The following is a 14,399-nucleotide window of genomic DNA, read 5'->3' on the forward strand; positions in this document are numbered from 1 at the left end:
GCGACGAGGAGCTGTTCGCCGCGCTCGACACCGAGTTCGGCGTGACTGGACGGGGGTGAGTGACCATGGCGACCGCCGACGAGCTGCGTGACTACCTGCGGCGCGCCACCAGCGAGCTACAGCAGACCCGACAGCAGTTGCGCGCGGCCGAGGCACGTGACCAGGAACCGATCGCCATCGTGGCGATGGGCTGCCGCTATCCCGGTGGGGTGCGTTCACCTGAGGGCCTGTGGCGGCTGGTCGCCGACGAGGTGGACGCGATCGGGGAGTTCCCCACGGACCGGGGCTGGGACGTCGAGCAGCTGTACCACCCGCAGCCGGGTCAGCCGGGTCGCAGCTACGTACGCCACGGCGGGTTCCTCTACGACGCGGCCGAGTTCGACGCGGCGTTCTTCGGCATCAGCCCTCGGGAAGCGATGCGAGCCGACCCTCAGCGGCGGCTGCTGCTGGAGGTGGCCTGGGAGACGGCGGAGCGGGCCGGCGTCGACCCGACCTCGCTCGCCGGCACGTCCACCGGCGTCTTCGTCGGAGTGATGTACCACGACTACGCCGGTGGCGGCCCCACCGGCAGCCTCGTGTCCGGTCAGATCGCCTACAACCTGGGGTTGGAGGGACCGGCGGTCACCGTGGACACCGCCTGCTCGTCCTCGCTGGTCGCGGTGCACCAGGCGATGGGGTCGCTACGCCGGGGCGAGTGCACCCTCGCGTACGCCGGCGGTGTCACGGTGATGGGCACCCCGGAGCTGTTCGTCGACTTCAGCCGGCAGCGGGCACTCGCGCCGGACGGGCGGTGCAAGTCCTTCGCCGCCGCGGCCGACGGCGCGGCGTGGTCCGAAGGGGCCGGGTTGCTGCTGCTGGAGCGGTTGTCCGACGCCCGGCGCAACCGGCACCCGGTGCTGGCGGTGCTGCGTGGCAGCGCGGTCAACTCCGACGGGGCCTCCAACGGCATGTCCGCGCCGAACGGTCCCGCGCAGCAGCGGGTGATCCGCCGGGCGCTGCGTGACGCCGGGCTGCGGGAGTCCGACGTCGCCGTGGTCGAAGCCCACGGCACCGGCACCACGCTCGGTGACCCGATCGAGGCGCAGGCCCTGCTCGCCACCTACGGCCAGCACCGCGAACAACCGTTGTGGCTCGGCTCCATCAAGTCCAACCTCGGGCATCCTCAGGCGGCCGCCGGGGTGGCCGGGATCATCAAGATGGTACAGGCGATGCGGCACTCGATGCTGCCGCGGACCCTGCACGTCGACCGCCCGACCCCGCAGGTGGACTGGTCGGCCGGCAACGTCGAACTGCTCACCGAGGCCCGCAAGTGGCCGGTGAACGGCCAACCGCGTCGGGCAGGCGTGTCGTCGTTCGGCTTCGGCGGCACCAACGCCCACCTGATCATCGAGGAAGCACCGTCGGCGTCACCAGCGGCACCGCCGAGCACCGCCGGCCCGCTGCTGCCCCTGGTCCTGTCCGCCCGGACCGCCGCCGCGCTGCGCAGCCAGGCCCGGCGGCTGCTGCCGGTGGTCGCTGGCGACGAAGCGCTGTCCGACATCTGCGGCACGCTCGCCACCGGTCGCGCCGCCCTGCCACACCGGGCGGTGGTGCTCGCCGCCGACCGGGCGGCGGCGGTCGACGGGCTGACCGCTGTGGCCCGCGCGTCAACGGCGGCCTCGGTGGCCACCGGGTCCGCCGCGCCGGGCAAGCTCGCGTTCGTCTGTACCGGCCAGGGCGCGCAGCGGCTGGCGATGGGGCGCGAGTTGGCCGCCGCCTACCCGCCCTTCGCGCAGGCATGGGACGACGTCTGCGACCGGCTGGACACCCAGCTGCCCCGGCCGCTGCGTCAGGTCGTCGACGGCGGCGACGAGCAGGCGCTCAACCAGACGGTGTACGCCCAGGCCGGGCTCTTCGCCGTCGAGGTGGCGCTGATCCGGCTGCTCGCCGCCTGGGGGATCCGGCCCCAACTGCTGGCCGGCCACTCCGTCGGCGAGATCAGCGCGGCGTACACCGCCGGGGTCCTCTCCCTCGACGACGCGTGCCGGCTGGTGGTCACCCGGGGAACGCTGATGCAGAAGCTGCCTGCCGGTGGCGCGATGGCGGTGGTCCAGGCGCCGGAATCCGAGGTGACCCCGCTGCTCACCGGCGGGGCGGCGATCGCCGCGGTGAACACCCCCGACTCGGCGGTCGTGTCCGGCCCACGCGAGGCGGTGACCGCCGTGACCGAGCGGCTCGCCGCCGACGGCCGGCAGGTCATCTGGCTGCGGGTGTCGCACGCGTTCCATTCGCCGTTGATGGACCCGGTGCTCGACGAGTTCCAGGCCGCCGTGGCCACTCTCGACCTCCGTCCGCCCCAACTGCCGGTCGTGTCCACCGCCACCGGTCGGCCGGCGTCGGCACAGCTGGCGACCGCGCAGTACTGGGCGAGTCAGATCCGTCAGCCGGTGCGGTTCGCCGACGCCGTGACCGCGCTGCGTGAGCTGGGCGCGACCACCTTCGTCGAGATCGGGCCGGACGCGGCGCTGACCGGTCCGATGCGCGGCTGCCTGGGCGCCAGTCCTGACGTCCGGGTGGTGCCGCTGCTGCGCCGGGGCCGGCCCGAGCCGGAAACCCTGCAGCGGGCCGTGGCCGAACTGCACGTGCGGGGCATCACCCCGGACTGGTCGGCGGTGCTGGGGGGTACGCCGGAGCCGGTCGAACTGCCGACGTATCCGTTCGAACGGCAACGTTTCTGGTGGGTGCCGGCCCCGTACACGCCGCAGACGGAGCCACCGGCAGGGCCGGCGGCCGGGAAACAGTCGACGGACACCGCACCGACGGCCGGCACCGCACAGCCGGCCGACGCCGCACAGCCGGGCGGCAGCGGGGATCAGCCGACCCCGGTCGACTCCTGGCGCTACCGGGTGCGCTGGCAGCCGGTGGCGGACCCGCCGGGCCGGCTCGACCCGCCCGGACCGGGTCAGGAGAACTGGCTGGTCGCCGTACCGGCCGGGTATCCCTGGTCCGACGCGCTCGTCGCCGAACTCGCCACCGACGGCGTCAGAGTCCGTACCGTCGAGGTCGGTGACGGTGACCGGGAGAGCCTGGCCGCACGGCTCACCACACTCGCCGCCGCCGCCCCGCCGCACGGCGTGCTCAGCCTGCTCGCGTCGCACAACGACCCCGATCCGGCACACCCCACCCTGACCGGTGGCAGCCGGGGAACCGTCCTGCTCTGCCAGGCACTGGCCGACGCCGGGATCGAGGCACGCCTGTGGTGTGTCACCCGTCAGGCGGTAGCGGTGGACCGGTTCGACCTCCCGGCCGACCCGCACCAGGCGGCGATCTGGGGTCTGGGTGTCGGACTGGCGATCGACCAGCCGGACACCTGGGGCGGTCTGATCGACCTGCCCGCCCAGCCCGACCGGGAAGCGGTCGCCCGGTGCGTGGCGGTGCTGCGGGCCGGCGGCCCGGAGGATCAGCTCGCGATCCGGCCGGCGGCCACCTTCGCCCGTCGGATGGTGCGTGCCGGGCGTGACCCCGGCACCGCCGAATGGCGACCACGCGGCACGGTCCTGGTCACCGGCGGCACCGGGGGCGTCGGCCGGCACGTGGCACGGTGGCTCGCCGAGCACGGCGCCGAGCACCTGGTGTTGACCAGTCGGCGTGGACCGGAGGCGGCCGGCGCTGCGGACCTGGCCGCCGAGATCCGCGCACTCGGCGTCGAGGTGAGCATCGTGGCCTGCGACGTCACCGACCGGGCGGCACTGCGGCGGCTGCTCGACGGGCTGCCGGCCGTACCGCCGCTGACCGCGGTGGTCCACGCGGCCGGCACGCTGCACGGGCAGCGGCCGCTCACCCAGCTCACCGTCGCCGATTTCGCCGCCGCCGGAGCGGCGAAGATCTCCGGCGCGGTGCATCTGGACGAGCTGACCGCACACCTGCCGCTGGACGCCTTCGTGCTGTTCACCTCCGGCGCGGCGATCTGGGGCAGCGCCCAACAGCCCGGGTACGCCGCCGCGAACGCCTTCCTCGACGCGTTCGCGGTACGCCGCAGGGCTGCCGGTAGACCGGCCACTGCCATCGCCTGGGGGCCCTGGGCCGGTGGCGGCATGGTGGACGAGACGGCCAGCGCCCATCTGCGGCAACTCGGCATCCGTGAGCTCGACCCACGGTTGGCCGCCGGTCGGCTCGTCGAAGCCGGCGGGGAGGAGGCCGCACTGGTGGTGGCCGACGTCGACTGGGCGAGGTTCGGACCGATCCACACGCTTGCCCGGCCCCGACCGCTGGTCGCCGGACTGCTGCCGCCGACCGCCGGATTGGGGCAGCCGGTCGACCCGGCCGAGGCCGGCACGCTCGTGGTCCAGCTCGCCGGACTCGACGACGGCGACCAGTTGCAGGTCCTGTCGAATCTGGTACGGGCACAGGCAGCCGCGGTCCTCGGCCACGGCGACGCCACCGACGTCGCCCCTGGCACCAACTTCAAGGACCTCGGCTTCGACTCGGTCAGCGCCGTCGACTTCCGCGACCGGCTCGGCGTGGCCGCCGGCCTGCGGCTGCCGGCGACCGTCGTGTTCGACCACGCGACCCCGGCGGCGCTGGCCAGCTACCTGCGTGACGAACTGTGCGGACCGGGTTCCGAGGCGGAGCCGGTGCTGGCCACGCTGGACCGGCTGGAAGCCCTGGCCGGACCCCTCACACCGGACGAGATCGCGCGCACCCGCATCACCGGCAGGCTGCAGTCGCTGGTGAGCAGATTGACCGAAGTCGTCGACGGACCCGCCGTCACCACGGTCGTTGATCGGCTCGCGGAAGCGAGTGCCGATGACGTCTTCGACTTCATCGACAAGGAGCTGGGCTGATGGCCACTATGGACGACGACGGTAAGCTGCTGCAGTACCTCAAGCGGGTGACCGCGGAGCTCCATCAGACCCGCCGGCGACTGCACGAGGTGGAGTCGGCGGACCGGGACCCGATCGCGATCGTGGCGATGTCCTGCCGCTACCCGGGTGGCGTCACCAGTCCGGAGGAGCTGTGGCGGCTCGTCGTCGACGAGGTCGACGCGATCGGCCCGTTCCCCACCGACCGTGGCTGGACCACCGGTCCGCTGCCGACCGGTGACGAGGACGGTCCGGCCGACGGCCACGTCCGCGAGGGTGGCTTCCTCGCCGACCCGGCCGGCTTCGACGCCGAACTGTTTGAAATGTCGCCCCGGGAGGCCCTGGCCACCGATCCGCAGCAACGGATCATGCTGGAGCTGGCGTGGGAGACCTTCGAACGGGCCGGGCTCGCCCCGGATTCGCTCGACGGGGCGCAGGTCGGCGTGTTCGTCGGCAGCGGTGCCCAGGACTACTACGACGACTTGTCGGCGGCCGCGACGGAGGCCGTCTCCGCGTACTTCAGCACCGGCAACGCGGCCTCGGTCATCTCGAGCCGGATCTCGTACGCCTTCGGCCTGGCCGGCCCGGCGTTGACCATCGACACCGCCTGTTCGTCGTCGCTGGTGGCGCTGCACGTCGCCGCGCAGGCCCTGCGGCAGCGGGAATGCTCGATGGCGCTCGCCGGGGGCGTGATGGTCATGGCGACTCCGGGCCCGTTCGTCGCCTTCAGCAAGCAACGTGGTCTGGCATCGGACGGGCGGTGCAAACCGTTCTCCGACGACGCCGACGGCACCGGCTGGGCCGAGGGCGCCGGTGTCCTGCTGCTGGAACGGCTCTCCGACGCCCAGCGCAACGGGCATCCCGTTCTGGCCGTCATCCGGGGATCGGCGGTCAACCAGGACGGCGCCTCCAACGGCCTGACCGCGCCGAACGGGCTGGCGCAGCAGCGGGTGATCCGGCAGGCGTTGACGGCGGCGGGGTTGTCGACGGTGGACGTCGATGTGGTGGAGGCGCACGGTACCGGTACCCGGTTGGGGGATCCGATCGAGGCGCAGGCGTTGCTGGCGACGTACGGGCGGGGTCGGGACGCGGATCGTCCGTTGTGGTTGGGGTCGTTGAAGTCGAACATCGGTCATGCGCAGGCGGCGGCGGGTGTGGGTGGTGTGATCAAGATGGTGATGGCGTTGCGGGCGGGGGTGTTGCCGCGGTCGTTGCATGTGTCGGAGCCGTCGTCGCATGTGGACTGGTCGTCGGGTGGGGTGCGGCTGTTGACCCGGGCGCGGCCGTGGCCGGGTACCGACGAACCACGTCGGGCCGGGGTGTCGTCGTTCGGCGTCAGCGGCACCAACGCCCACCTGATCCTGGAACAGGCCGAGCCGGCCGGGGAAAGCGGCACCGGCGACACCGACCTGCCGCAGCCGACCCGCCGGTTCCACCGCAAACGCTACTGGTTGGACGATCGGGCACCGGCCGGAGATCTGGCGACCGTCGGGCTGGACCCCGCCGACCATCCCCTCCTCGCCGCCGTCACCGTCGTGGCCGACACCCAGGGCGCGGTGCTCACCGGGCGCTTGTCCACCGCCACCCACCCGTGGCTGGCCGAACACCGGGTCCACGGCGAGGTGATCCTGCCGGGCACCGCCTTCGTCGAGCTCGCCGTCCGGGCCGCCGACCAGCTCGGTTGCGCCCACATCGCCGAACTCACCCTGCACGCTCCGATGCGGCTGCCGGCCCACGGCGGCGTACGGATCCAGGTCGTCGTCGGTGAACCCGACCAGGCCGGTGCCCGGCGGATCAGCATCCACTCCCGGGCCGAGCAGGCCGTCGCGGCGCGGTCGTGGACCAGCCACGCCACCGGTCACCTCACCACCGCCCCGATCCCGTCCGGGGCCGATCAGCCGGAGGCCGAGCCCAGCTGGCCACCGGCCGGCGCGGAGCCGGTCCCGATCGACACCCTCGACGACACGCTGGCCGGTGCCGGTCTCGACTACGGGCCAGCCTTCCGCGGGTTGCGCGCCGTGTGGCGTCAGGGTGTCCGGCTCTGGGCCGACGTACGGCTGCCCGACCCCGGCGACGCCGACCGCTTCGGCCTGCACCCTGCCGTACTCGACGCCGCCACCCAGGCACTCGCCGTCGACCTGGGCGACGGGCAGGGCCACGCCCGGTTGCCGTTTTCCTGGTCCGGCGTCACCCTGCACGCCACCGGCGCCGCCGAACTGCGGGTCAGGTTCACCCCGACCTCACCGGACACGTACGCCGTGGCGGCCTTCGACCATGCCGGCCACCTCGTCGCCACCGCGACAGCGGTCACCTTCCGGCCGCTCGCCGCCGTCGCGGCGGCACCGGCGCGGACCGCCGACCTGCACCGGCTCGACTGGGTCCCGATCGCGGACCCGGGCCGTGACCGCCCGGCCGAGGGTGTGCACCTGCTCCGCCTCGACGAGGTCTGCGGCGACGACCCGGACACGATCCGTGAGCACTGCCGGCAGTTGCTGGCGACGTTGCAGCACTGGCTCGGTGACGCCACCAACAACGGCACCCGGCTGGCCGTCGTGACCCGGGGCGCCGTACCGGTCGCCGGCACCGGCGGTGATCTCGCCGGCGCGGCCGTCTGGGGGCTGGTACGGTCCGCCCAGGCCGAACATCCGGACCGGTTCCTGCTGGTCGACGCGGACCCGGTGGACCGCACCGACCCGTCCGGCGTCAGCGGCGTGGCCGCCACCGGCGACACGCCGGCCGACGCCGACACCCCCGCCGACGCCGACACCGTCGCTGCGGCGGTCGCGGCGGCGCTCGCCGCAGGGGAACCACAGGTGGCCGTACGCGGTGGCACGGCACACGCGGCCCGGCTGGCCCACCTTCCGGCGGCGGGCAACGCTCGACCGGTGCTCGACCCGGCCGGCACCGTACTGATCACCGGCGGGCCGGGATCGCTGGGTGCCATCGTGGCCCGACACCTGGTCGACCGGTACGCGGTCCGGCACCTGGTGCTGCTGAGCCGCCAGGGTGACCAGACCCCCGGAGCCGCCGCGCTCGTCGCCGAACTCGCCGAACTCGGCGCCCGGGCCCGGGTGGTCGCCTGCGACGTGGCCGACCGCGCCGCACTGGCCCGCGTGCTGACAGAGACCACCGCCCGGCGGCCGCTGACCGCCGTCGTGCACGCCGCCGGGGTGGTCGCCGACGGCGTCGTCACCGCGATGACCCCGCACCGGCTCGACGCCGTACTCGCGCCCAAGGTCGCCGGGGCGCTGCACCTGCACGAGCTGACCGCCGGGATGGACCTGGCCGCGTTCGTGATGTTCTCCTCCCTGTCCGGGGTGCTCGGCGCGCCGGGGCAGGCCAACTACGCCGCCGCCAACTCGGTTCTGGACGCGCTGGCGGCCCGGCGGCACCGGGCGGGGCTGCCCGCCGTCTCCGTGGCCTGGGGCCAGTGGGACACCGACGGCGGTATGACCGGAACGCTCGCTGAGGCCGACCGTGCCCGAATGGCCCGCGGCGGGGTACTGCCGCTGTCCGTGCCCGCCGGGCTGGCGCTGTTCGACGCCGCCGTCGCCGCCACCGCGCCCGCCGTCGTCGCCGCGGCGCTGCAACCGGCCCGGCTGCGTGCCGGCGACGGCGTACCGCCGGTCTTCAGCTCGCTGGTGGGTCCGCTCACCCGGCCGGCAGCGGGCGGCGGCACCGGGGCACTCGCCGCGCGCCTCGCAGAGCTCGCCGAGCGGGAACGGGCGGACCTGCTCCTCGACCTGGTCCGTACCCACGTCGCGACCGTGCTGGGACACGAATCACCGGAGGCGGTCGCCGCCGACCGTGAATTCCATCAGCTCGGCTTCGATTCGCTCACCGCCGTCGAGTTGCGCAACGCGTTGACCGCGGCGACCGGGCTACGGCTGCCGGCCACCCTGGTGTTCGACCATCCCACGGCGAACGCGGTGGCCGAGTACCTGCGCGCCGAACTCGTCGTCGGCGAGAGCCGGCCGGGAGGCGCCCTTGCCGTCGCGTCTTCGGCAGGCACCGACGAGCCGATCGCGATCGTCGCGATGGCCTGCCGCTACCCGGGCGGCGTCAGCTCGCCGGAGCAGTTGTGGACCCTCGTCGCCGACGGGGTCGACGCCATCGGCGAGTTCCCCGCCGACCGTGGCTGGCAGATCGACCAGCTCTACGACGCCAGCGGGGAACGGCCTGGCAGCACGTACGTGCGTACCGGGGGATTCCTCTACGACGCCGCCGATTTCGACGCCGGCTTCTTCGGCATCTCACCTCGCGAGGCGCCGACCGTCGACCCGCAGCAGCGGCTGCTGCTGGAGACCTCGTGGGAGGCCGTCGAACGGGCCGGCATCGACCCGTTGTCCCTGCGGGGCAGCGCTACCGGCGTCTTCGTCGGTGTCCAGTACCACGACTACGTGGCCAGCAGCTCCACCGGCGCGGTGGTGTCCGGTCGGGTGGCCCACCACTTCGGATTCGAAGGCCCGGCGGTCAGTGTCGACACCGCCTGCTCCTCGTCGCTGGTCTCGATGCACTGGGCGGCGCAGTCGCTGCGTACCGGGGAGTGCACGCTGGCGCTGGCCGGCGGGGTCACGGTGATGGCGACCCCGGAGACGTTCGTCGAGTTCAGCCGCCAACGCGGGCTGGCCCGCGACGGTCGCTGCAAGGCCTTCTCCACCGACGCCGACGGCACCGCCTGGGCGGAGGGCGCCGGGGTCCTCGTCCTGGAACGACTCTCCGACGCCCGCCGGCACGGTCACCCGGTGCTCGCCGTGATCCGGGGCTCGGCGGTCAACTCCGACGGCCGGTCCAACGGGCTCACCGCTCCGAACGGACCCGCCCAGCAGCGGGTGATCCGCCAGGCGTTGGCCAACGCCGGTCTGCGGCCGGGCGACGTCGACGTGGTGGAGGCGCACGGCACCGGCACGGCGTTGGGCGACCCGATCGAGGCGCAGGCCCTGCTCGCCACCTACGGGCAGGACCGGGACGAACCGCTCTGGCTGGGCTCGCTCAAGTCGAACATCGGGCACACCCAGGCCGCCGCCGGGGTCGCCGGAGTGATCAAGATGGTGCAGGCGATGCGGTACGCGACGATGCCGCGGACGCTGCACGTGACCGAGCCGTCGACGCATGTCGACTGGGCTGCGGGGAAGGTTCGGCTGCTGACCACGGACCGGCCGTGGCGGCGGACCGGCCAGCCCCGCCGGGCCGCGGTCTCGTCCTTCGGCGTCAGCGGTACCAACGCCCATCTGGTGATCGAGGAGGCAGACCCGCAGGATGCCGCCGTCACCGCCGGTGGTGACGGCGGTAGTGCGGCCGGCAGTGAGTCCGGCGGTGGGGCCGATGGTGGGGCCGATGGTGGGGCCGGCGAGCCGCCGGTGGTGCCGTGGCTGCTGTCCGGCCGTACCCGCCAGGCACTGCAGGCACAGGCGGAGCGGCTGCTGAACCATGTCGACGACACCGACGACGAAGCGGCCGACATCGGCTACTCCACCGTGTTCCGGCCACAGTTGGAGCACCGGGCCGTGCTGCTCGGCGCGGAGCGGGGCGACTTCCTGCTCGGGCTCGTCGCACTCGTCGACGGCGTCGAGGAGGCCGAGTCGGTGACCGGCACGGTCAGCAGCGGCGGCCTCGCCTTCGTCTTCTCCGGCCAGGGCGCGCAGCACCCCCGGATGGGACGGCAGCTCGCGGCCCGGTTCCCGGTGTTCGCGGCGGCGCTGCACGAGGTGACCAGCGAGTTCGACACGCGTCTGGACCCGCCGCTGGGTACGGTGCTCGCCGCCGAGCCGGGCAGCGCCGAGGCCGCGCTGCTCGACCAGACCGCCTACACCCAGGCCGGGGTGTTCGCCGTCGAGGTCGCCATGCTGCGGTTGCTGGAGTCGGTCGGGGTCCGTCCGGACCGGCTCGCCGGACACTCGATCGGCGAGCTGGCCGCCGCGTACGCCGCCGGCATGCTCTCGCTGTCCGACGCGTGCGCCCTGGTCGCCGCCCGGGGCACCCTGATGCAGGCGCTGCCGGCCGGCGGTGCGATGCTCGCCGTGCAGGCCAGCGAGGACGAGGTACGCCCGCTGCTGACCGGCCGGCTGGACCTCGCCGCCGTCAACGCGGCGCAGTCGGTGGTGCTCTCCGGTGCCGAGCAGGAGATCCGGGCCGTCGCCGAAAGGTTCGCCGGGCAGGGCAGGGCGGTGACCCGGCTGCGCGTGTCGCACGCGTTCCACTCGGCGGCGATGGAGCCGATGCTGGCCGCGTACCGCGAGGTGGTCGAGTCGGTCACCTTCCGGCCGCCCAGGGTGCCGCTGGTCTCCACGCTCACCGGCGCGGCGGCGGACCCGGAGCAGTTGTGCTCGGCGGAGTACTGGGTACGGCAGGTGCGCGAGCCGGTGCGGTTCCACGACGCGGTCCGCTGCCTCGAACGCGCCGGCGTCACCCGGTTCGTCGAGGTCGGGCCGGACGCCGTGCTCGTCCCGCTGGTGTCGCGCGGCGTCGCCGCGACGGCCACGCCGCCGACGGTCGCGCCGACGATGCGTCGGGGCCGCGACGAGCCGCGCACGTTGCTGGACACGCTCGCCCGGCTGCACGTGTGCGGCGTCGCGGTGGACTGGTCGGCGGTCCTCGCCGACCTTCCGGTGCGCCGGGTACCCCTGCCCACCTACGCCTTCCAACGCCAGAGGTACTGGCTGGACAGTGTCGCGGGTGCCCTCGCTGACCCGTCTGCCGGTGCTCATCCGCTCGTCGACCGGACGGTAGAACTGCCCGGCTCGGGTGGGTTGATGCTGACCGGCCGGTTGTCCGCCGCGACCCACCCCTGGCTGGCCGACCACGTGGTACACGGACTGACCGTGCTGCCCGGCGCCGGCCTCGTCGAACTCGCCACCCGGGCCGGCGACCAGCTCGGCTGCGGGCGGATCGAACAGCTCGACTTCGAACGTCCGCTGGTCCTGCCGGCCGGCGACAGCGTCGCCGTGCAGGTGGAGGTCGGTGCCGCCGACGAACGTGGGGCACGGCGTGTCCTGGTGCACTCCCGGGCCGGATCCGCCGGAACCGACCCGCCCTGGCAGCGGCACGCCAGTGGGGTGCTGGTGCCGGACACCCCGGCCGCCGACCGGCTGGCACCAGACCCGGAGTTCACCCAGTGGCCGCCGCCGGGAGCCACCCCGGTGTCGCTGGACGGCTGGTACGACGAGCTCGCCGCGACCGCCGGAATCGCCTACGGCCCGGTCTTCCGCGGGGTGCGCGCGGTGTGGCGGCGGGCCGACGAGGTGTACGCCGACGTCGCCCTGCCGGCCGTGGCCGGCACTGACGCCGCCGACTTCAACCTGCACCCGGCGTTGCTGGACGCGGCCTGGCAGTTGGTGGCGCACAGCCCGGTGGCGGCGGCCGGCCCGCTGCTGCCGTTCGCGGTGACCGGGGTGAGCCTGTTCGCCACCGGCGCCGTCGAGGCGCGGGTGCGCGTACGGGTCGCCGCGCCGGCGACGGTGTCGGTCGAGATCGTCGACGGCGCCGGTGAACCGGTCGCCACCGTCGACGCGCTCGCGCTGCGCCCCGCCGGTGACCTGGCGCAGGACCTCGACGACGTGGAGGTGTCCGCCGGTGACGGGTCAGCGGCCAGCCGCGACGGCGGAGGTCCGGGCGACGGGCCAGCGGCGGCGCTGCTGCGGGTCCAGTGGCAGCCGATCGCCGCACCCGACGTGTCGCCGAGCGTCGCCTGGCAGCTGGTCGGCCCGGACCGCTGGACGCTGGCGGCGCCGCTCACCGCGACCGCCGTACCGGACTTCGACGCCGTCGTCGCGTCGGCGGCCGACGGCGACGGCGAGGACCGGCCGGTGTTCCTGCTCAGCTGTGGCGGCGGCCCGGACCCGGACGTCGTGCACGGCGAGACCCGGCGGGCGGTCGACGCGTTGCGTACCTGGCTGGCCGACAGCCGGTTCGACGGGTCGAGGCTGGTGGTGGTGACCGGCGGCGGCGTCCCGGCCGGTGCCGTCGCCGACGTGGACCCGGCCGGTGCCGCCGTCTGGGGCCTGGTACGCAGCGCGCAGGCCGAGCACCCCGATCGGATCGTGCTGGTCGACGTCGAGCCGGACCGGGTCTCGCCCGCGCTGCTGGCCTCGGCGGTGTCCACGGGGGAGCCCCAGGTGGCGGTCCGCGACGAAGCCCTGTACGTGCCCCGCCTGGTGCCGAGCGGTCCGCCGCCGCAGGACGCGCCCCCCACGCCCCCGGACTTCGGCTCGGGCACGGTCCTGGTGACCGGGGCGACCGGCGCCCTCGGCCGGGTGATCGCCCGGCACCTGGTGACCGGTCACGGCGTACGGCATCTGCTGCTGACCAGCCGGCGGGGCATGGCCGCGCCCGACATGACGCGGCTGCGTACCGACCTGCTCGACCTCGGCGCCCAGGTGACGGTCACGGCCTGCGACGTCACCGACCGCGACGAGGTGGCACGGTTGCTCGCCACGGTGCCGTCGGAGCATCCGCTCACCGGCGTCGTGCACGCGGCCGGCGTTCTCGACGACGCGGTGATCGGCTCGCTGACCGCCGACCGGATGTCGAACGTGCTGCGGCCCAAGGTGGACGCCGCGTGGCACCTGCACGAGCTGACCAGGGACACGCCGCTCGCCGCGTTCGTGACGTTCTCCTCCGCCGCCGGGGTCCTCGGCCCACCCGGTCAGGCCAACTACGCCGCGGCCAACGCCTACCTGGACGGGTTGGCCGCCCACCGGCGGGCGCACGACCTGCCGGCCAAGTCACTGGCCTGGGGCCTGTGGTCCACTGCCGACGAGGGGATGGGTGGCGCACTGACCGAAGCCGACCTGCGGCGGCTCGCCGAGACCGGTGTCCACCCGCTCGACGCCGAGACCGGTCTCGCCCTGTACGACCGGGCGGTGGCCCTGCCCGACGCCGTGCTGGTGCCGATCCGGCTCGATCCGGCGAAGCTGGGGCCGGACCGGCCGGCGTTGCTCGACGGCCTGGCCGCGCCCCCGCCGACGGACGATGGCGCGACCGGGACGCGTCGGCGCTCCGCGCGGGACGCGAACGGCGGCGCGCCGACCGGTGGTGGCGGCGGCCGGCTCCGCGAGCAGCTCGCCGGCAAGTCCCGCCCGCAGGCGCAGGAACTGCTGCTGGAGATGATCCGCAGTGAGGCGGCGAAGCTGCTCGGGCACCCGGGGCCGGAGGCGATCGAGCCGGAGCGGGCCTTCAGCGAGCTGGGCTTCGATTCGTTGGCCGCGATCGGGTTCCGTAACCGGTTGACCCTGCTCACCGGCCGGCAGCAGCCGGCGACGTTGATCTTCGACTATCCCAACGCCGCCGCGCTGGCCCGGCAGTTCGCCGCCGACCTCGTGCCGGACACCGTCGACGGCGGCGCTGCGCTGCCCGACGACGAGATCCGGGCGGTGCTGAGCAGCATCCCGCTGGGCCGGCTGCGTGCCGCCGGACTGCTGGAGAGCCTGCTCGCGCTGGCCGGCGCGCCGACGCACCCGGCCGGCACGCCCCACCCGGCGGGCGGCTCCGCGATTGACGAAATGGACACCGAGAACCTCATCAGCATGGCCCTGCAGACGGCCGACTTCGGCGAGTGAC

At 74.2% G+C, this 14,399-nt stretch carries 2 protein-coding genes; both read left to right on the forward strand.

What is annotated here, in order from left to right; translation table 11 throughout:
• Positions 1-59 precede the first annotated feature (59 nt).
• Positions 60-4,823, forward strand: coding sequence for a type I polyketide synthase (locus tag O7610_RS30110; protein WP_475051078.1), 4,764 nt, complete (start codon positions 60-62; stop codon positions 4,821-4,823).
• A gap of 8 nt (positions 4,824-4,831) precedes the next feature.
• Positions 4,832-14,398, forward strand: coding sequence for a type I polyketide synthase (locus tag O7610_RS30115; protein WP_289213714.1), 9,567 nt, complete (start codon positions 4,832-4,834; stop codon positions 14,396-14,398).
• The last annotated feature ends 1 nt before the right edge of the window (position 14,399 follow it).

Origin of the sequence: Solwaraspora sp. WMMA2065 (assembly GCF_030345075.1) — a bacterium.
Lineage (GTDB): Bacteria > Actinomycetota > Actinomycetes > Mycobacteriales > Micromonosporaceae > Micromonospora_E.